Source organism: Acidovorax delafieldii (assembly GCF_007993815.1).
Lineage (GTDB): Bacteria > Pseudomonadota > Gammaproteobacteria > Burkholderiales > Burkholderiaceae_C > Acidovorax > Acidovorax delafieldii.
In genome coordinates this window covers 324,838-343,608 of record NZ_VJWE01000012.1, presented here as the reverse complement: position 1 = coordinate 343,608, position 18,771 = coordinate 324,838, and the positions used below count along the sequence as shown (strand labels likewise).

17 protein-coding genes are annotated in these 18,771 nt (G+C 62.7%); 8 read left to right on the top strand and 9 right to left on the bottom strand.

The features are described 5' to 3' along the window. Together ATF69_RS10935 and ATF69_RS10930 are read right to left on the bottom strand one after the other, a co-directional pair. A complete protein-coding gene (locus ATF69_RS10935; protein WP_015014179.1) occupies positions 1–552 on the bottom strand; it encodes an NUDIX hydrolase in 552 nt (183 codons plus the stop codon). A gap of 117 nt (positions 553–669) precedes the next feature. Next, positions 670–1,365: a fumarylacetoacetate hydrolase family protein gene (locus ATF69_RS10930; RefSeq protein WP_146870953.1), complete on the bottom strand. Its 696-nt coding sequence runs from the start codon at positions 1,363–1,365 to the stop codon at positions 670–672. Positions 1,366–1,486: 121 nt separating this feature from the next. Here ATF69_RS10930 and ATF69_RS10925 point away from each other — a divergent pair, with 121 nt between their 5' ends. From ATF69_RS10925 to ATF69_RS10915, 3 genes are all read left to right on the top strand, one after another. Continuing rightward, positions 1,487–1,942 carry a MarR family winged helix-turn-helix transcriptional regulator gene (locus ATF69_RS10925; RefSeq protein WP_146870952.1) on the top strand — a complete coding sequence of 152 codons (456 nt, stop codon included), beginning with the start codon at positions 1,487–1,489 and terminating at the stop codon, positions 1,940–1,942. Positions 1,943–2,053: 111 nt separating this feature from the next. Further along, complete coding sequence (gene maiA, locus ATF69_RS10920; protein WP_056062603.1) at positions 2,054–2,722, top strand: maleylacetoacetate isomerase; 669 nt, start codon at positions 2,054–2,056, stop codon at positions 2,720–2,722. Continuing rightward, positions 2,719–3,624: a purine nucleoside phosphorylase YfiH/LACC1 family protein gene (locus ATF69_RS10915; RefSeq protein WP_146870951.1), complete on the top strand. Its 906-nt coding sequence runs from the start codon at positions 2,719–2,721 to the stop codon at positions 3,622–3,624. Before maiA ends, ATF69_RS10915 begins: the two co-directional genes overlap by 4 nt. Here the strand turns inward: ATF69_RS10915 and ATF69_RS10910 are convergent. Next, the gene (locus tag ATF69_RS10910) at positions 3,544–3,885 is read right to left on the bottom strand and encodes a hypothetical protein (protein WP_146870950.1); all 342 of its coding nucleotides are present in this window, start codon (positions 3,883–3,885) and stop codon (positions 3,544–3,546) included. The genes ATF69_RS10915 and ATF69_RS10910 overlap by 81 nt on opposite strands. A gap of 123 nt (positions 3,886–4,008) precedes the next feature. Between ATF69_RS10910 and ATF69_RS10905 the strand changes: the two genes are divergently transcribed. From ATF69_RS10905 to phbB, 5 genes are all read left to right on the top strand, one after another. After that, positions 4,009–5,709 (top strand): PHA/PHB synthase family protein, encoded by a 1,701-nt coding sequence (locus ATF69_RS10905; protein ID WP_146870949.1) that lies wholly within the window; start codon positions 4,009–4,011, stop codon positions 5,707–5,709. A 70-nt stretch (positions 5,710–5,779) separates the two neighbouring features. Further along, positions 5,780–6,958 carry an acetyl-CoA C-acetyltransferase gene (locus ATF69_RS10900; protein WP_099730200.1) on the top strand — a complete coding sequence of 393 codons (1,179 nt, stop codon included), beginning with the start codon at positions 5,780–5,782 and terminating at the stop codon, positions 6,956–6,958. Between the two features lie 177 nt (positions 6,959–7,135). Beyond that, positions 7,136–8,575: a methyl-accepting chemotaxis protein gene (locus ATF69_RS10895; RefSeq protein WP_244303705.1), complete on the top strand. Its 1,440-nt coding sequence runs from the start codon at positions 7,136–7,138 to the stop codon at positions 8,573–8,575. A gap of 81 nt (positions 8,576–8,656) precedes the next feature. Then, complete coding sequence (locus ATF69_RS10890) at positions 8,657–9,439, top strand: EAL domain-containing protein (RefSeq protein ID WP_146870948.1); 783 nt, start codon at positions 8,657–8,659, stop codon at positions 9,437–9,439. A 251-nt stretch (positions 9,440–9,690) separates the two neighbouring features. Next, positions 9,691–10,428, top strand: coding sequence for an acetoacetyl-CoA reductase (gene phbB / locus ATF69_RS10885; protein ID WP_116749814.1), 738 nt, complete (start codon positions 9,691–9,693; stop codon positions 10,426–10,428). A 477-nt stretch (positions 10,429–10,905) separates the two neighbouring features. Here the strand turns inward: phbB and ATF69_RS10880 are convergent, their stop codons facing one another. The 6 genes from ATF69_RS10880 to dapC all read right to left on the bottom strand — a co-directional run bounded on the left by ATF69_RS10880 (position 10,906) and on the right by dapC (position 18,645). Beyond that, positions 10,906–12,945: an ABC-F family ATP-binding cassette domain-containing protein gene (locus tag ATF69_RS10880; protein WP_146870947.1), complete on the bottom strand. Its 2,040-nt coding sequence runs from the start codon at positions 12,943–12,945 to the stop codon at positions 10,906–10,908. Between the two features lie 115 nt (positions 12,946–13,060). Continuing rightward, the gene (prmB, locus tag ATF69_RS10875; protein WP_146870946.1) at positions 13,061–14,002 is read right to left on the bottom strand and encodes a 50S ribosomal protein L3 N(5)-glutamine methyltransferase; all 942 of its coding nucleotides are present in this window, start codon (positions 14,000–14,002) and stop codon (positions 13,061–13,063) included. Then, positions 13,999–15,192: a succinyl-diaminopimelate desuccinylase gene (gene dapE / locus ATF69_RS10870; protein ID WP_146870945.1), complete on the bottom strand. Its 1,194-nt coding sequence runs from the start codon at positions 15,190–15,192 to the stop codon at positions 13,999–14,001. The genes prmB and dapE overlap by 4 nt, the downstream gene beginning before the upstream one ends. 162 nt (positions 15,193–15,354) lie before the next feature. Then, positions 15,355–16,518 carry a PilT/PilU family type 4a pilus ATPase gene (locus ATF69_RS10865; protein ID WP_056062628.1) on the bottom strand — a complete coding sequence of 388 codons (1,164 nt, stop codon included), beginning with the start codon at positions 16,516–16,518 and terminating at the stop codon, positions 15,355–15,357. Positions 16,519–16,589: 71 nt separating this feature from the next. After that, on the bottom strand, positions 16,590–17,423 hold the full coding sequence (gene dapD / locus ATF69_RS10860) for a 2,3,4,5-tetrahydropyridine-2,6-dicarboxylate N-succinyltransferase (protein WP_146870944.1): 834 nt from the start codon (positions 17,421–17,423) through the stop codon (positions 16,590–16,592). Positions 17,424–17,439: 16 nt separating this feature from the next. Next, positions 17,440–18,645: a succinyldiaminopimelate transaminase gene (dapC, locus tag ATF69_RS10855; protein WP_146870943.1), complete on the bottom strand. Its 1,206-nt coding sequence runs from the start codon at positions 18,643–18,645 to the stop codon at positions 17,440–17,442. Between the last annotated feature and the right edge of the window lie 126 nt (positions 18,646–18,771).

The following is an 18,771-nucleotide window of genomic DNA, read 5'->3' as shown; positions in this document are numbered from 1 at the left end:
CTACTCAATGTCGATGAAGTGCATGCCCATGGTGCCCGCCTTGCGGTCGGCAAAGTAGCACTCCAGTGTTTCTTTCACGGTGCGGAAGGCCAGCTCGTCCCAGGGGACCTCGTCTTCGGCAAACAGCCGCGCCTCGATGGTTTCGTAGCCCGGGTTGAACTGGTCGCTGAGCAGCGTGGCGCGGTAGAACAGGTGCACCTGGCCCACGCGGCGCACGTTCAGCAGGCTGAACAGGGGGCCGATCTCGATCTGCGCACCGGCTTCCTCATCGGTCTCGCGCGCCGCACCCTGTGCCGTGGTTTCGTCCAGCTCCATGAAGCCTGCGGGCAGCGTCCATTTGCCCCAGCGGGGTTCGATGTTGCGTTTGCACAGCAGGATGCGGCCATCGGGCAGCGCGGGCACCGTGCCCACCACATTGAGCGGGTTCTCGTAGTGCACCGTGTTGCAGGCGGGGCAGACCGCACGCTGTTTGGTGTCGCCGTCGTCCGGCAGGCGGTACACCACGGCGGTGCCACAGGCGCGGCAATGTTTGATGGGGCTGCGGTAGGTCATGCAGGGGTTTGAGGGTCAGAGTGGCTTATAGCGTTAGTGAAACATGCGCTACCAGCTATGAAAATCGTAGCGTTTTCGGCGTTTGCCTGGCCGGGCAGCAGGGCTGCCCGGTGGTCTTCAGACTACGGTCAGGCGCAAAGGCGTGAGGCCGTCCACGCCGCCTTCGAGCGTATCGCCACGCACCACGGCGCCCACGCCTTCGGGGGTGCCGGTGTAGATCAGGTCGCCGGGCTGCAGCTCCCACGCGGCCGACAGGTGCTCGATGGTCTCGGCGATGTTCCAGATCAACTGGGTCACGGTGCTGCGCTGGCGGTCCGCTCCGTTGACCTGCAGCCAGATGGGCGCGTTGGCCACATCACCTGCCTGGGCTGCCGGCGTGATGGGACCGATGGGCGCGCTGGCGTCAAAGCCCTTGCCAATGCACCAGGGGCGGCCCTGTTTCTTCATGTCGTTCTGCAGATCGCGGCGGGTCATGTCCAGGCCCACGGCGTAGCCGTAGATGTGCGCAAATGCATCGGTGGCCTGGATGTTCTTGCCGCCCTTGCCAATGGCCACCACCAGCTCGATCTCGTGGTGCAGGTTGGCGGTCAGGCTGGGGTAGGGCAGTTGCCCGGCTTCGCCCGCGTTGACGACCACGATGGCATCCGCAGGCTTGAGGAAGAAGAACGGTGGCTCGCGGCCGGTGAAACCCATCTCCTTGGCGTGTTCTTCGTAGTTGCGGCCCACGCAGTAAATGCGGTGTACCGGAAACCGTTCGCCGCTGCCCACCACGGGCACGCTGACCACGGGGGCTGGAGGAAACACGTAGCTCATGTCTGCCTTTCAATGGTTCTGGGAATGCTGTCAAAAACCCGGGCGCAGTACCGCGCGCGCCGCAGTGTGGCAGTGTGCCATGGGCGCAGACCCTCTGCTGGGGGGCGCTACACTCGCGCCCATGGCAAAGAGCTTCGATTTCCACAATACGCCGGGCCACCTGGTGCGCCGCGCCCACCAGCGGACCGTGGCACTTTTCATGGAAGAGACGGCCGGATTCGACGTGACGCCGGTGCAGTTCGCCATCCTGCACGAGCTGCTGGCCCAGCCGGGCGAAGACCAGGTCACCCTGGCGGCCCGCGTGGCGTTCGATGCAGCCACTTCCGGCTCGGTGATCGGGCGACTGGAAAAGCGCGGCTGGATCCGTCGCGAGCCCGACACCCGCGACCGCCGCCGCAAGCTGCTGTGGATCACCCCCGAAGGCGAAGTGGCCGCCCTGCAGATGCGCGACGCCGCCCAGCGGGTGCAGGAACGCCTGACCGCACCGCTCTCCGCCCAGGAAAGCGCCGACCTGATGGTGCTGCTCTCCAAAGTCGTATACAACCACCAGGACCCGGCAGGCACTTCGGGAGCCTGACCGGCACGTCCCGCGCTCTCAGGCCCCAGAGGCTTGCCATCTGCGGCGTGCTGGCACCACGCTGCGCCGGTTCCGTATCCCCACAGACCCCATCACAGGCACCGTTCTTCCATGCAGCTGTACAACTACTTCCGCTCCTCTGCCTCGTTCCGCGTGCGCATCGCGCTCCAGATCAAGGGCCTGGACTATGACTACCTGCCTGTGCACCTCGTCAAGGGTGAACACAAGGACCCCGAGTACCTGCGCCGCATTGGCGACGCACTGGTGCCCACACTGGTGACCGACGGGGGGACGGCGCTGTCCCAGTCCATGGCCATCATCGAATACCTGGACGAAACCCACCCGACACCCGCCCTGCTGCCCGCCACGCCGCTGGCCCGGGCCCGGGTGCGGGCGCTGGCGCAGATGGTGGCGTGCGAGATCCATCCGCTCAACAACCTGCGCGTGCTCAAGTACCTGGTGCGTGACCTGAAGGTGGATGAGGATGCCAAGAACGCCTGGTACCACCACTGGGTGCGTGGCGGTCTGGAGGCGTTTGAGCGGCAACTGGAGCTGCTGGCGCAAGAACGCGCAGCGCAGGGCATGGCACCCTCGGTGCTGTGCTGGGGCGATACGCCCACGCTGGCCGACTGCTGCCTGGTGCCCCAGATCTTCAACGCCCAGCGCTTCAAGGTCAGCCTGGACGGCCTGCCACTCACCATGGGGGTGTTTGACGCCTGCATGGCACTGCCTGCATTCCAGCAGGCGCAGCCCTCGGCCTGCCCGGACAACGAAGCGTGACGCCTGTGTCATCGTCGGTACCAAACCAGCACGCAGACTGGCTGGTGCCCGACTGGCCCGCACCGCCCGGTGTGCATGCGCTGTGCACCACGCGCACGGGCGGCGTGAGCCGCGCACCGTACGACCAGTTCAACCTGGGCACCCATGTGGGCGACGATCCGCTGGCAGTGGCTGCCAACCGGCAGACCTTGCAGTCCGCCTTGCAATCCACCACCCCGGACGCCCGCGCAGTGTTCCTGAACCAGGTGCACGGCGATGGCGTGGTTTTGCTGGATGCGAGCACCCCCGACGGCACAGAGGCCGACGCCTGCGTGGCCAGCGCACCCGGCGCCGTCTGCACCATCATGGTGGCCGACTGCCTGCCCGTGCTGCTGGCCCACCGCTCAGGCCAGGTGGTGGCTGCGGCCCACGCCGGCTGGCGCGGGCTGGCCGGGCACGCAGGGCAGGGCGTGCTGGAATCGGTTTTCAAGCATTTTTGCCATGAAGCGCTAGTGCATCATGCCTCAATAGCTATCAAAAACGGAGCATCTGCGCCAGACTCTCCGGCCGCTTCAGAGCTTGCTGCCCACACGCTGGCCTGGTTGGGCCCCTGCATTGGCCCCACAGCTTTCGAGGTAGGGGCTGAGGTGCGTGCAGCGTTCTGCGACGCGCCGGGCGCATTGGGCGCTGCGGCTGCTCCATGTTTTGTGGCCCATCCCGACGCACCGGGCAAGTACCTGTGCGATCTGGCAGGGCTGGCCCGGCTGCGGCTGCGTGCCATGGGCATCACGCACATTTACGGCAACGACAGCACCCCGCCGTGGTGCACTTTCACGCAGGCATCAAGGTTCTTTTCGCACCGCCGTGACAGCGCCGCCCTCGGCGGCAGCGGGCGCTTTGCCGCCTGCATCTGGCGCGGCTGACGCTGCCGACTCGGCTCCCGTATCGGCCACGCGGGCTGCAGCCTGCTCCGCGTCATACGCAGCCTGTTCGGCCGCCTCCCGTTCCTTGATCTTGCGCTTGCGCGAGGGCGTGCCCAGGATGTACACCAGGATGCCCATGGGCAGCAGGCCATACAGCGCAAACGTGATGACGGCGCCCAGCACGGTGCCCTGCGGACTGGTGGCCTCGGCCACCGCCATCATGAGAGTGACGTAGGTCCAGGCGATGACGATGAGGTACATTGGTTTGTGTGCACTGAAAGCGTTGAATTCGTTGCCATGCACCATGGCGGTGGGCAACAATGAACCCGCGAAACAAAAATCAGGCCCCAGCCGCTGCGAGCGACCAACCATCGAGGAATGAGCATGACTTCTGAATCACCCTGGGCCGAGAGCGCCCAGCAGTTCCAGCAGATTTTCGGGCAAAGCTGGTCGCAGGCGCTGCAATCGTTCCAGAAACTGGACCTGGGGGCGCAGGTACCCACCGCCGCACCGCTGAAGCTGTCGCAAACCAAGCTGCAGGCATTGCAGCAGCAATACCTCAAAGAGGCGCAGGACCTCTGGGCACAGGGCTTGCAGGGCACCCCCGAGGTCAAGGACAAACGTTTTGCCGGTGAGGGCTGGGCCAGCAACCCTGTGGCAGCGTTTTCAGCCGCCGCCTACCTGCTCAATGCCCGCACCCTGATGGGCCTGGCCGAGGCGGTCGAGGCCGACGAAAAGACCAAGGCCCGCATCCGATTTGGCGTGGAGCAGTGGATGGCAGCCATGGCACCCAGCAACTTCCTCGCCTTCAATGCCGAAGCGCAGAAGAAAGCCATCGAGACCAAGGGCGAGAGCATTGCCAAGGGCATGCAGAACCTGCTGCACGACATCACGCAGGGCCATGTGTCGATGACCGACGAGAGCCTGTTCGAGGTAGGCCGCAATGTGGCCACCACCGAAGGCGCTGTGGTGTTCGAGAACGAGCTGTTCCAGCTGCTCGAATACAAGCCCCTCACGGCCAAGGTGTACGAGCGCCCGTTCCTACTGGTGCCGCCCTGCATCAACAAGTTCTATATCCTTGACCTGCAGCCCGAGAACTCGCTGATCCGCTACGCGGTGGAACAAGGCCACCGCACCTTCGTGGTGAGCTGGCGCAACCCTGATGACAGCCTGGCCCACAAGACCTGGGACGACTACGTGGAAGATGGCGCCATGGCCGCCATCGACGTAGTGCAGAACATCACCGGTGCCGAGCAGATCAACGCGCTGGGTTTTTGCGTGGGCGGCACCATCCTGTCCAATGCGCTGGCCGTGCTGGCAGCGCGCGGCGACGAGCCCGTGGCCAGTGCCACCTTCCTCACCACGCTGATTGACTTCACCGACACGGGCATTCTGGACGTGTTCATCGATGAAGCGTTCGTCAAGTTCCGCGAGATGCAGATGGGCCATGGCGGGCTGATGAAGGGGCAGGACCTGGCGTCCACCTTCAGCTTCTTGCGGCCCAACGATCTGGTCTGGAACTACGTGGTGGGCAACTACCTCAAGGGCGAAACGCCGCCGCCGTTTGACCTGCTGTACTGGAACAGCGACAGCACCAATCTTCCCGGCCCGTTCTACGCCTGGTACCTGCGCAATTTCTACCTCGAAAACAACCTGGTCAAGCCGGGCAAGCTCACCGTGTGCGGCGAAAAGCTGGACCTGGGCAGCCTCGAGCTGCCTGTCTATATCTACGGCTCGCGCGAAGACCACATCGTGCCCGCCACAGCCGCTTATGCGTCCACCCAGGTGCTGCCGGGCAAGAAGCGTTTTGTGATGGGCGCCTCAGGCCACATCGCGGGCGTGATCAACCCACCCGCCAAGGGCAAGCGCAGCCACTGGACCCGCGCCGACGGCAAGTTCCCAGGCACGCTGGACCAATGGCTGGAAGGCGCTACCGAGCACCCCGGCAGCTGGTGGACCGACTGGTCAGGCTGGCTTAAGAGCCATGCGGGCAAACAGATTGCCGCGCCCAAGGCCTATGGCAAAGGCACCAAGTTCAAGGCCATCGAGCCCGCGCCCGGCCGCTATGTCAAGCAGAAAGCCTGATACGCAAAAGTCCTGACTTTTGGCGCTGCGAGAATCACTGAACCACCACTCACCACTACAAGGACATTCCATGGAAGACATCGTCATCGTTTCTGCCGCTCGCACTGCTGTGGGCAAGTTTGGTGGCTCGCTGGCCAAGACGCCTGCGACCGAACTCGGCGCTATCGTGATCCGTGAAGCGATAGCGCGCGCAGGTCTTTCGTCCGACCAGATCGGCGAAGTCATCATGGGCCAGGTGCTGGCAGCTGGCGTGGGCCAGAACCCCGCGCGTCAGGCCTCCATGAAGGCGGGCGTGGCCAAGGAAACCCCTGCACTCACCATCAACGCGGTGTGCGGCTCCGGTTTGAAGGCGGTCATGCTGGCCGCCCAGGCGGTGGCCTGGGGCGACAGCGAGATCGTCGTGGCCGGCGGCCAGGAGAGCATGAGCTTGGCGCCGCACGTGCTGCCCAACTCGCGCGACGGTCAGCGCATGGGCGACTGGAAGCTGATCGACACCATGATCGTGGACGGCTTGTGGGACGTTTACAACCAGTACCACATGGGTATCACGGCTGAAAACGTGGCTAAGCAGTACGGCATCACCCGCGATATGCAGGACGCACTGGCCCTGGCCAGCCAGCAAAAGGCAGCTGCTGCACAAGATGCTGGCAAGTTCGCCGATGAAATCGTCGGCGTGAGCCTGGCGCAGAAGAAGGGTGACCCCATCCTGTTCAACACCGACGAGTACCTCAACCGCAAGACCAACGCCGAAGCCCTGGCCGGCCTACGCCCCGCCTTTGACAAGGCGGGCAGCGTGACCGCCGGCAACGCATCGGGCCTGAATGATGGCGCCGCCGCCGTAGTGGTGATGAGCGCCAAGAAGGCAGCGGCCCTGGGCCTCAAGCCCCTGGCTCGCATCGCTGCGTTTGGCACCAGCGGTCTGGACCCCGCCACCATGGGCATGGGACCCGTGCCCGCCTCGCGCAAGGCCCTGCAGCGCGCAGGCTGGAACGCCGCCGACGTGGACCTGTTCGAGCTGAACGAAGCCTTCGCCGCACAGGCCTGCGCTGTGAACAAGGAACTGGCCATTGACCCCGCCAAGGTCAACGTGAACGGAGGCGCCATCGCCATCGGCCACCCCATCGGCGCGTCGGGCTGCCGCATTCTGGTCACGCTCTTGCACGAAATGCAGCGCCGTGACGCGAAGAAGGGCCTGGCCGCGCTGTGTATCGGTGGTGGCATGGGTGTGTCGCTGGCTGTAGAGCGTTAACCTCAAAGCCTCGGCCAGGACTGCCCTGGCTGGTTGTTGATTGACGGGGCAGCAGGCGACAAAAAAAGGCCGCATTGACATGCGGCCCTTTTTTTGTCCAGTCGAATATTGAAATGAATAGTCACAAAATTACCAAATAGTTTACAATTAATACATAACGGTTAATTTTTGATCTCTATGTCCATTTTTTCTGCGCCCCCCGCGGATTTCTCAGAACGTGCAGCTGGTCCGGTCCCAGGCGCTTTGCTCGGTGACCGGGTCATCTTGGCAGCTATTGGACTGAGTTCGCTGGCAGCCATTGCGCTGGGCTTGCAGTTTGTGGATTCGATGCTGGCGTTGACGGCAGTTTTGCTGTTGGGTGCGGTTGCCGCTGTGGCCTATGCTTTGGCTCCGGGCACGCTGGCATCGCGTCTTGTGTTGTCGTTTGTGCAGGTTAGCTTGGTTGCACTGCATATCCAGTTGGCTCGCGGCATGCTGGAGTTCCATTTCGGTGTCTTCGTGACGCTGGCGCTGCTACTGGTGTATCTGGACTGGCGGCCCATTGTTTGGGCTGCGGCATTGTTCGCCGTACACCATGTTGTGTTTGATCGGCTTCAGGCGGCAGGGGTTGGCCTGTACTGCATTACCGCTCCTGACCTGGGCCAGGTGATGTTGCATGCGCTGTACGTGGTGATCCAGACGGTGTTGGAGGTCATCCTGGCCGTGAAGATGGGCCGGACGGCTCAAGAATCCACCGAGCTGCGACGTCTGACGGCGTCGCTGGCGCACGGTGACCGCATCATGTTGGACATGTCACGCTTGTCAGTTCACACGCCAGGCGGGCGGGCGCTGAAGGATGCCCTGGACCGGATGCATCAGACCGTAGCTACCGTGCAGCAGGCCGCAGCCGGCATGGCAGTGGCGTGCGAAGAAATCGCAAGCGGAGCGCAAGACCTGTCTGTACGCACCGAACATGCTGCCGGTAGTTTGCAAGCCACGTCTGCCAGCATGGAACAGTTGACAGGCACCGTGGGGCAGACTGCCGCTGCGTCCGCCGAGGCCAACACGCTGGCGGTGTCGGCCGCAGGGGTAGCCCGGCGCGGTGGGGACGTGGTGGGCGAAGTGGTGCGGGCCATGCGTGATATCAACGAAGGCTCAGCTCGCATTGCTGACATCACAGGAGTGATTGACTCCATCGCATTTCAGACCAACATCCTTGCCCTCAATGCGGCTGTGGAGGCTGCGCGTGCTGGTGAGCAGGGGCGCGGATTTGCAGTAGTCGCCACCGAAGTGCGGGGGCTGGCGCAGCGCTCGGCACAAGCAGCCCGCGAGATCTCGGGCTTGATCGGCGCATCGGTGCAAAAGGCGTCACAGGGAGGGCTATTGGCTGATGATGCCGGCCGTACCATGGCCGAAATTGTGGGATCGGTCCAGCGTGTGAGCGCGATGATGGGTGAGATTCATACTGCAGCCAGAGACCAGTCCTCGGGCATAGCGCAGGTCAATCAGTCGGTGGGCCTGCTTGATCAGATGACTCAGCAAAATGCCGCTCTTGTGGAGGAATCGGCTGCAGCCGCCGCGACCCTCAAAGGCCAGGCCGACCGGCTGGCCGAGGCGGTGGCGGTCTTCGTGCTTTAGTCGCTGGGGCCGCGTTGGGGCTATGGTCTTCGTAGCAACACGAGGCTGCAGCTTTGTAATGATGCGTTACCATGGTTCTCCATGACAGCGACCATTTTTGCCCAACCCTTCGAACCCGTGGGCTGCCAATCCTGTCGTGACAAGACGCAGCTTCCGTTCGATTTCACGATGGCGTTCCAGCCCATCATGGACCTGGAGTTGGATCGCCCGTTCGCCTACGAAGCGTTGGTGCGCGGTGCAGATGGCGAGTCGGCTGGTACGGTGCTGTCGTGGGTGGATGACACCAACCGCTACCGGTTTGACCAGGCGTGCCGCGTCAAGGCCATTGAACTAGCGTCGCGCCTGGGGCTCGCCAGCCTGCCAGACTGCCGACTGAGCATCAACTTCCTGCCCAATGCGGTGTATCGGCCCGAGACCTGCATCCGCGCCACCATGGAGGCGGCTGAAGAGTTCGATTTTCCGCACAACCGGATCATGTTCGAGGTGACGGAGGGCGAGCAGGTCAGCAATGGTGCACACCTGAAGTCCATCTTCAATGAATACCGGCGCCAGGGCCTCATTACGGCCATCGACGACTTTGGTGCGGGCTACGCGGGGCTGAACATGCTGGTGCAATTTCAGCCCCATGTGCTCAAGATCGACATGGAGCTGATTCGCAACATCGATCAGGACCCCGTGCGACAGGCGATCGTGTGCGGCATTGCGCTGGTCTGCCAACGGCTGTCCATCGACATTGTGGCGGAGGGCATTGAAACCTCCGCTGAGTCCGCCTACCTGAGTTCGGTGGGCGTTCGCTACCAGCAAGGTTATCTGTTCGCCAAGCCGGGATGGGAATCCTTGCCGCTTGCGCCACGGCACGTCTAGCGCAACACAGCGCCTGCATTTCAAGCCAGTCCTTGGGGGCTGCCGCAGTCCACAGCAGCCAATCCGCTGCCTCCATTTGGTGCATCTGAAGGCGCTACGCCGGTGACGCGTCGATAAGCGTGCCTCGCGTCAGCTGTGTGACGCATGTGGATATGTCAAAAAGGAAAGGGCTTCAGTGTTTTCCTTCACGGCAGTGCCCAATTTCTTCGGTAGAGTGGGTCCTGAGCCAATCACTAACAAGGAGAAATCACATGAGCCAGAAAGTCGCGTATGTCACCGGTGGCATGGGAGGCATCGGTACCGCCATTTGCCAGCGCCTGCACAAGGAAGGTTTCAAAGTCATCGCTGGTTGCGGCCCGACACGGGACCACGCCAAATGGCTGGCAGAGCAAAAGGCCCTGGGCTACACGTTTTATGCGTCGGTCGGTAACGTGGGTGATTGGGAGTCCACCGTGGAAGCCTTTGGCAAGACCAAGGCAGAGCACGGCACCATTGACGTGCTGGTGAACAACGCTGGCATCACACGCGACCGCATGTTCCTCAAGATGTCGCGCGAAGACTGGGACGCCGTGATCGAAACCAACCTCAACAGCATGTTCAATGTCACCAAACAGGTGGTGTCTGACATGGTGGAAAAGGGCTGGGGCCGCATCATCAACATCAGCTCCGTCAACGGCGAAAAAGGTCAGGCGGGGCAAACCAACTATTCCGCCGCCAAGGCAGGCATGCATGGCTTCTCGATGGCGCTGGCGCAGGAACTGGCCACCAAGGGCGTCACCGTCAATACGGTAAGCCCAGGCTACATCGGCACTGACATGGTCAAGGCAATCCGTCCGGATGTTCTGGAAAAGATTGTCGCCACGGTGCCTGTCAAACGCCTGGGTGAGCCCAGCGAGATTGCATCGATCATCGCCTGGCTGGCCTCGGAAGAGGGCGGATACGCCACCGGAGCAGACTTTTCGGTCAATGGCGGCCTGCACATGGGCTAAAGGCTGTTCCGTCCTCTTGGACCAACAAAAAACCCCGCATCTGCGGGGTTTTTTGTTGGGACTTGCAAGAATCGCGGAGGTTAACTCCGACCTTGCTATGGTCCACCTGAGAAATATGGAGCTAATGTGGCCACATTTCTCATGCCTTGGTATGGTTTATGCTTGATGTGCGCTGTGTGGCTACACAACAGAGGCAAGGCCGCAGCGCTTTCAGAAGCGGGCCGGTGCGCGCTTACGGTCGCGTTCGTCTTCGGGCCAAGCGGACAAGATTGCGGTGGTATTCATGGTGGAAAACTCCTGTGATGTACCAACAACGCGGGCGGTCCACAGTCCGTTGACAACCTTTCGCAAAAAAATGCAACCGCAATAGCCTGTAGGTTCACACTAAAAATAGCTACACATTTGGTAGCATAAAAGCGAGACGGGTCAATGGAAAGTCCGGAAAATTCTGGAAAGAATTTACAGGACTTTACATCTCTAGCCCACCGATGCCGCTGAAATTTCTTCGAGTTCGGAAGAAATTTCCAGCCAACGCTCTTCCAGTTTTTCCGTTTCATCATTTGCGGCTTTCAAACGCCGGCCGCACTCGGCGATCTCTGCAGGAGGCAAGGCTTCCGTCAGTTTTTGCTCCAATTGGGTGCGTTCTGCACTCAGGGCGGTCAAGCGTTTATCGATCTGTTCCAGCTCTTTTTTGAGTGGCCGGGTCTTTTCGGCCAGCTGCTGGCGCGTTTGAGCGTCAAGCTTGCGCTGCTCGCGCCCATCACGCGAAGGGGACAGAGCGGGAGCCGGTGCTGGCGCGGCAACGGAGGCCAGCGTGACCACGGGTGCCGGTGTTGCGGCGGGCGCTGCTGCAGGAGCTTGTGAGGCCAGCGCCTGCTCGGCAAGGCGTGCTTCTTCGCGCAGGCGCTTGGACTCTTCGAGCAGGTAACGTTGATAGTCGTCCAGGTCGCCGTCGAACGGGCCAACCACACCCCGGCCCACCATCCAGAAGTCCTCACAGACCGAGCGCAGCAGGGCGCGGTCGTGGCTGACCAGCATCACAGTGCCATCGAAGTCGTTGAGCGCCATCGCCAGGGCCTCGCGGGTGGCCAGGTCCAGGTGGTTGGTAGGCTCGTCCAGCAGCAGCAGGTTGGGGCGCTGCCATACGATCATGGCCAGCACCAGGCGCGCTTTTTCACCGCCGCTCATGGTGCCAACGGCCTGCTTGACCATGTCCCCGGTGAAGTTGAAGCTGCCCAGGTAGCTGCGCAGATCCTGCTCCCGGCTGGGTTGCTTGGCATCAGGCCCCAGCTCCTTGGCCAAGCGGATCATGTGCTCCAGCGGGTGTTCGCTGGGGCGCAGCACGTCGAGTTCCTGCTGGGCAAAGTAGCCAATGTTCAGGCCCTTGCCCTCGGTGATGCTGCCGCCCAGTGCTTTCATGGTGCGCGCAATGGTCTTGACCAGCGTGGACTTGCCCTGACCGTTAGCGCCCAGGATGCCGATGCGCTGCCCCGCCAGCACCGAACGGTTGACGCCCGTAAGAATGGTGGTGGGCGTGCCCTCGTCGTCCACATAGCCGAACGAGGCGTCGCTGATGGCCAGCATTGGGTTGGGCAAGTTGGCCGGTTCCTTGAACTCGAAAGTGAAGTCCGCCTCGGCGAGCACAGGCCCGATTTTCTCCATGCGTTCGAGTTGCTTGACCCGGCTTTGCGCCTGCTTGGCCTTGCTGGCCTTGGCCTTGAAGCGGTCGATGAATTTCTGCAGGTGGGCCATCTTCTCCTGCTGCTTGGCAAAGCTGGCCTGTTGCAGTTCGAGCTGCTGGGCGCGCAGCTCTTCGAACTTGCTGTAGTTGCCACCGTAGCGGTTCAACTCGCCCTGCTGGATTTGCAGGGTGACGTTGGTGATGGCGTCCAGGAACTCGCGGTCGTGGCTGATCACGATCATGGTGCCCGCGTAGCGCTTGAGCCAGGCTTCGAGCCAGACCAGGGCGTCCAAGTCCAAGTGATTGGTGGGCTCGTCCAGCAGCAGGAGGTCGCTGGGACACATCAGCGCACGCGCCAGTTGCAGTCGCATGCGCCAGCCACCGGAGAAGCTGTTGACGGGCTGGTCGAGTTCGCTCACGCGAAAACCCAGGCCCAGGATCAGCGCCTGGGCACGCGCCACGGCATCGTGCGCGCCGGCGTCATGCAGGTCAGAATAGGCATGGGCAATGGCCATCCCATCGTCGCTGGCCTCGGCTTCGGCCAACTGGCGTTGCACCTCGGCCAGACGCGTGTCGCCTTCAAGCACAAAATCGGTGGCCGACTGGTCGGTCTCGGGCATGCTCTGCGCGACCTCGGCCATCCGCCAGCTCGACGGGATGTGAAAATCCCCGCCATCTTCATGGAGCTTGCCGCTGAGCAGCGCAAACAGGCTGGACTTGCCCGCGCCATTGCGGCCCACAAGCCCGACGCTTTCGCCGGGGTTGATGGTGGTGGACACGCTGTCGAGCACGACTTTCGTGCCTCGGCGCAGGGTAACGTTCTTGAGGGTGATCATCCGGGAATCAGAAAAAAGCGCACCCGCACGAGGCGGGTGGCATGCAAAACTCTGGGGGCCAGCGCAACTGCCAACGGCACAGCCGCTGCAGCTGCCAAAGGTGGCGTAAAGGGCTCTATTGTGCCGTGAGCCGGGTTTGGGCAGCCAGCGCCCGCCGGGTGACCAGCAAAACCTGGTTTTCTCCTGCACTGGTATCGAGCCAGAAAACCGGCAATTGCGGAAAGGCCGCCTCAAAATAAGCGCGCTCGTTGCCGATCTCCAGAATGATCACGGCGTCTTCACTCATGCAAGCGGGCGCGGCAGCAAACAGCTGGCGCACAAAGTCCATGCCGTCCTTGCCACCGGCGAGGGCCAGTTCGGGCTCTGCGCGGTATTCGCTGGGCAGCACGGCCATGCTGTCGGCGTTGACGTAGGGCGGGTTGCACAGGATCAGGTCCCAGGGGCCGGGCAGAGCACTCAGTCCATCGGACAACTGCAAGGTGATACGCTCCCGCAGCCCATGTTTGTCCACATTGATGCGCGCCACGGCCAAGGCGTCGGGCGAAATATCGGCACCGGTCACTTCGACTTCGGGCCAGGCCATCGCCGCCAGCACAGCCAGGCTGCCGTTGCCCGTGCAAAGGTCCAGCACCCGATGGGTGCGGTCGCTCAGGAAATCGTCCACGCTGCCGTCCACCAGCAACTCTGCAATGAAGCTGCGCGGCACGATGGCGCGCTCGTCCACATAGAACGGCACGCCCTGGAGCCAGGCCTCGCGCGTGAGGTAGGCGGCAGGCTTGCGACTGGCAATGCGTTCTGCAAAAAGTGTAGCAACCAACGCCTTTTCTGCGGGCGCTACCGGCTTGTTTTTGATGGACTCTGGTGCATCGGAGAGGTCGCTATCCAGCGGGAGGCCCAGGCGCCACAACACGAGCCATGCAGCTTCGTCGTGCGCATTGGTGGTGCCATGGCCGAACGAGACGCCGGCCGACTCCAGCTGCTGAGAGCCCCATTCGATCAGTGCGCCAACGGTGTCACCTGCAACTGCCGGTGGGTTGTGGCTGGGTGCCTTGCTCATGCGACCACCGCCTGGGCCGCCAGGGCCTGTGCATGCAGGTTCTCCAGCGTGCGGCGGTAGATGTTCTTGAGCGGCTCGATATCGGCCACCACCACATGCTCGTCGATCTTGTGGATCGTTGCATTGGACGGGCCCAGTTCGATTACCTGGGGGCAGATCTGCGCAATGAAACGCCCGTCGCTGGTTCCACCGGTGGTGGAGAGTTCGGTGGTGATGCCCGTCTCGGAGGCGATGGCCTGCTGCACGGCGCCCACCAGTTCACCGGGCGTGGTGAGGAAGGGCTGGCCGCCCAGCGTCCAGCGCAGGTCATATTCGAGGCCGTGGCGGTCAAGCACGGCGTGCACGCGCTGCTGCAGCCCCTCTGCCGTCGATTCGGTCGAGAAGCGGAAGTTGAAGTCGATCACCACCTCACCCGGGATCACGTTGGTGGCGCCGGTGCCGCCATGGATGTTGCTGATCTGCCAGCTGGTGGGCGGAAAGAAGGCATTGCCGTTGTCCCACGCGGTGGAAGCCAGTTCTGCCAGTGCGGGCAGGGCCTGGTGGATGGGGTTGCGGGCCAGTTGTGGGTAGGCGATGTGGCCTTGGACACCGCGGACGCTGAGCTTGCCACTCAAGGTGCCACGCCGTCCATTCTTGATCATGTCACCGGTTTTCTCGACCGAGGTCGGTTCACCCACGATGCAGTAATCAAGCTTTTCGCCACGCGCCTGGAGCTGCTCGACCACGACCTTGGTGCCGTCAACGGAAGGACCTTCCTCGTCACTGGTCAGCAAAAAGGCCAGCTCGATCAGCGGTGCGGGCGTGGCGGCCAGGAACTCTTCCACCGCGACCACAAAGGCTGCGATGGAGGTCTTCATGTCGCTCGCACCCCGGCCATAGAGCTTGCCGTCCTTGTGGGTGGGCACGAATGGGTCACTGCTCCACTGGGCCAGCGGGCCAGTGGGGACGACATCGGTATGGCCTGCGAATACTACTGTTTTGATAGCGGATGAGGCATGATTCACTAGCGCTACCGGTCGCTTTGCCCACAAATTGCTGACACGGAAGTCTGTGGGGCCACTGTCCAGTCGTTCGCACACAAACCCGAGCGGAGCGAGCCGTGCGGCCAGCAGATCCAGGCAGCCGGCGTCCTCCGGCGTGATGGAGGGCAGGGAGATGAGCTGTTCAGTCAGGTGCAGGGTACGGGACATGGGATGGGGTCAGGGAATGGAGACAGGCAGCCGGGCTGCGATCATGGGTACAGGCATTGGCGCTGCGTGGCCCCGGCCAGAGCCGCAAAACAAGAGCTGCTCGGCAGCGAGCGCGTCATTCCCCTGAGGGAGGGCTCCGCAAGCCGCTCGAGGGACGTCACATCACGCCGCCGGCTTGACGTCCAGCACGATCTCGGTGAACGACGGTGCATCGTCGGGTGCATCGCGTGCTTCTTTCTGGGCCTTGGCGGCGTTGGCGGCCAAGGAAAAGTCGTTTTGCAGGCGCCACATCAAGTTGGTGGGCGAATCGGCGTAGGCCATGCCTTCCTTGCGGTCGATCTGCGCATCCATGATGAGGCGGGCCAGCGCTTCTTCAAAGGTCTGCGATCCTTCGGCCATGGATTTTTCCATGGCCTCGCGGACGCCCGAGAAGTCGCCTTTTTCGATGAGATCGGACACCAGCTTGGTGTTGAGCATGACTTCAACTGCCGGCACCCGGCCGCCGTCGGTCTTGCGCACCAGGCGCTGGGAAACCACGGCTTTGAGTGCCGATGCCAGGTCGCCCAGCATGGTGGGTCGTACTTCGACGGGGTAGAACGACAAGATGCGGTTGAGCGCGTGGTAGCTGTTGTTGCCGTGCAGCGTGGCCAGGCACAGGTGTCCCGACTGCGCATAGGCGATGGCGGCCGACATGGTTTCACGGTCGCGGATTTCGCCGATCAGGATCACGTCGGGTGCCTGGCGCAGCGCGTTTTTCAGGGCGGTCTGCAGGGACTGGGTGTCGCTGCCGATCTCGCGCTGGTTGACGATGGATTTCTTGTTCTTGAACTGGTATTCGACCGGGTCCTCGATGGTGAGGATGTGGCCTGTGAGCGCCTCGTTGCGGGTGTCGATCATCGACGCCAGCGAAGTGCTCTTGCCGGAACCCGTGGCACCCACCATCAGGATCAGTCCGCGTTTTTCCAAGATGAGTTCGCGCATCACCGGGGGCAGGCCCAAGGAATCGAACTCGGGAATCTGTTGCGAGATGAAGCGGATCACCACCGCATAGCTGCCACGCTGGCGCATGGCGCTGACACGGAAGCGGCCCACGCCGCTGAGCGGCACACCCATATTGAGTTCGCCGGTTTCTTCCAGCTCTTCGATACGGTCCGGGGGAACCACTTCGGACAGCAGGTTGCGCGGCGCATCGGGCGGCAGGATCTGGTTGTTGATGGGCACGCACTCGCCGTTGATCTTGATCAGCGCCGGTGCGTTGGCCGACAGATAGACGTCGGAGGCCTTTTTCTCTGCCATCAGGCGAAGAATTCGTTCCATCGTGCTCATGGTGTTTCCCTCTTGTTGTCAGTCTCTGTCGGTGGGGCGAACGGCCCGGGCCGTCCGCAGGTCCCCGTCAATCAGTCGCGCAGCAGGTCGTTGATGCTGGTCTTGGAGCGCGTTTGCGCATCGACCTGCTTGACAATGATGGCAGCGTACATGCTGTAGGGCGTGCCGTTGGCGGCCGTCTTGGGCAGGTTGCCGCTGACCACCACCGAGCCCGAAGGCACGCGGCCGTAGCTGATTTCGCCGGTAGCACGGTTGAAGATGGGGGTGCTCTGGCCCAGGTACACGCCCATGCCCAGTACGGAGTTTTCTTCGACCACCACGCCTTCGACCACCTCGGAGCGGGCGCCGATGAAGCAGTTGTCTTCAATGATGGTGGGGCCGGCCTGCAGAGGCTCCAGCACACCGCCAATGCCTACGCCACCCGACAGGTGCACGTTGGAGCCAATCTGTGCGCACGAACCCACGGTGGCCCAGGTGTCGACCATGGTGCCTTCGCCCACGTAGGCGCCGATGTTCACGTACGAGGGCATCAGGATCGCGCCCTTGGCGATGAAGCTGCCACGGCGGGCCACGGCGGGTGGCACCACGCGCACGCCGGTGGCTTTCATTTCTTCTTCGGACAGGTGGGCAAACTTGGTCTGCACCTTGTCGTAAAAGCCCAAGTCGCCAGCCTTGATGACCTCGTTGTCCTTGAGGCGGAACGACAGCAGCACGGCCTTCTTGATCCACTGGTGCACCGTCCACTGTCCCACGCCTTCGCGGGTGGCCACGCGCAGCTTGCCATTGTTCAGCTCGGCAATCACATGCTCGACGGCGTCCTGGATCTCCATAGGGGCGGCGGCGGGCGAGAGGCTGGCGCGGTTTTCCCAGGCGTTGTCGATGAGGGTTTGGAGTTGTTGGGTCATGTTGTTGTCGATCAGATCAGGCAGTACGGGATTGGATGAATTGCACGATGCGCAGCGCAGCTTCCACGCATTCTTCGGCTTCGGCCACCAGGGCCATGCGCACGCGCTGGGCGCCGGGGTTGCTCCCCTGGGCCTCGCGGGCCAGGTAGCTGCCGGGCAGCACCGTGACATTGTATTGAGCCAGCAGGGCGCGCGCGAACTCGGCATCGTCCATCCCCAGGGCTTCCGGTACTTTGGCCCACAGGTAAAAACCGGCATCCGGCAGGGCGACTTCCATCACGCCAGCCAGCAGCGGTGTGACCTGGGCAAACTTCTTGCGGTACAGCGCCCGGTTGTCCACCACGTGCTTTTCATCACCCCAGGCAGCGATGCTGGCGGCCTGCACGATGGGGCTCATGGCGCTGCCGTGGTAGGTGCGGTAGAGCAAGAACGACTTGATCAGCGCTGCGTCGCCAGCCACGAAGCCGCTGCGCATGCCGGGCACATTGCTACGTTTGGACAGACTGGTGAAGGAGATCAGGTTCTTGAAGTCGCCGCGCCCCAGCTGCGCCGCAGCCTGCAGGCCGCCCAGGGGCGGCTCGTCGCGGAAATAGATCTCGCTGTAGCACTCGTCCGAGGCAATCACAAAACCGTAGCGGTCGCTCAGCTCAAACAGCTTCTTCCACTCGCTGAGCGGCATCACGGCGCCCGTGGGGTTGCCAGGGGAGCAGACGAATAGCAGCTGGGTGCGTTGCCACACAACCTCGGGCACTGCGTCCCAGTTCACCGCAAAGTTGCGGCCGGGGTCGCTGGCCGCGTAGTACGGCTGGGCTCCCGCCAGCAAGGCGGCACCTTCATAGATTTGATAAAACGGATTGGGGCAGACGACCAGCGGCTGGCCTTGCGAGGGATCGATGATGGTCTGCGCAAATGCAAACAGTGCCTCACGCGAGCCGTTGACGGGCAGCACCTGGGTGCCCGGGTCCAGGGTCAGCGCATAGCGCTGTTGTATCCACTGGGTGAAGGCCTCGCGCAGCTTGGGTTCGCCTGCGGTGGCAGGGTAACTGGCCAGTCCGCCCAGGTTGTTACTGAGTGCATCTTTGATGAACTGCGGTGTAGGATGGCGCGGCTCACCCATGCCCAGGCTGATGGGGCTGTAAGCCGCCGGGAGTGTGACTCCCGCAAAGAGTTGCCGCAGCCGCTCGAAGGGGTAAGGCTGGAGTTGGGAGAGCAGGGGATTCATGGAGCGACATTATGGGCGAAGGGCATACGCCCACGGCACGGTGCAGGGTGTCGCGCCGTCTATGGCGAGGGGCGGGGCCAGGTGCGCAGTCAAGCACTGTTTACCCCATGCCGAGTTGTCAATCCG

Excerpts from the sequence above, each read along its gene's own strand:
- ATF69_RS10930 (WP_146870953.1), bottom strand. The coding sequence starts at position 1,365 with ATGAGCTACGTGTTTCCTCCAGCCCCCGTGGTCAGCGTGCCCGTGGTG.
- ATF69_RS10905 (WP_146870949.1), top strand. The coding sequence starts at position 4,009 with ATGACTTCTGAATCACCCTGGGCCGAGAGCGCCCAGCAGTTCCAGCAG.
- ATF69_RS10900 (WP_099730200.1), top strand. The coding sequence starts at position 5,780 with ATGGAAGACATCGTCATCGTTTCTGCCGCTCGCACTGCTGTGGGCAAG.
- ATF69_RS10865 (WP_056062628.1), bottom strand. The coding sequence starts at position 16,518 with ATGAGCACGATGGAACGAATTCTTCGCCTGATGGCAGAGAAAAAGGCC.
- ATF69_RS10935 (WP_015014179.1), bottom strand. The coding sequence starts at position 552 with ATGACCTACCGCAGCCCCATCAAACATTGCCGCGCCTGTGGCACCGCC.
- maiA (WP_056062603.1), top strand. The coding sequence starts at position 2,054 with ATGCAGCTGTACAACTACTTCCGCTCCTCTGCCTCGTTCCGCGTGCGC.
- prmB (WP_146870946.1), bottom strand. The coding sequence starts at position 14,002 with ATGAGCAAGGCACCCAGCCACAACCCACCGGCAGTTGCAGGTGACACC.
- ATF69_RS10925 (WP_146870952.1), top strand. The coding sequence starts at position 1,487 with ATGGCAAAGAGCTTCGATTTCCACAATACGCCGGGCCACCTGGTGCGC.
- dapE (WP_146870945.1), bottom strand. The coding sequence starts at position 15,192 with ATGTCCCGTACCCTGCACCTGACTGAACAGCTCATCTCCCTGCCCTCC.
- ATF69_RS10890 (WP_146870948.1), top strand. The coding sequence starts at position 8,657 with ATGACAGCGACCATTTTTGCCCAACCCTTCGAACCCGTGGGCTGCCAA.
- phbB (WP_116749814.1), top strand. The coding sequence starts at position 9,691 with ATGAGCCAGAAAGTCGCGTATGTCACCGGTGGCATGGGAGGCATCGGT.
- ATF69_RS10910 (WP_146870950.1), bottom strand. The coding sequence starts at position 3,885 with ATGTACCTCATCGTCATCGCCTGGACCTACGTCACTCTCATGATGGCG.
- ATF69_RS10895 (WP_244303705.1), top strand. The coding sequence starts at position 7,136 with ATGTCCATTTTTTCTGCGCCCCCCGCGGATTTCTCAGAACGTGCAGCT.
- ATF69_RS10880 (WP_146870947.1), bottom strand. The coding sequence starts at position 12,945 with ATGATCACCCTCAAGAACGTTACCCTGCGCCGAGGCACGAAAGTCGTG.
- dapC (WP_146870943.1), bottom strand. The coding sequence starts at position 18,645 with ATGAATCCCCTGCTCTCCCAACTCCAGCCTTACCCCTTCGAGCGGCTG.
- dapD (WP_146870944.1), bottom strand. The coding sequence starts at position 17,423 with ATGACCCAACAACTCCAAACCCTCATCGACAACGCCTGGGAAAACCGC.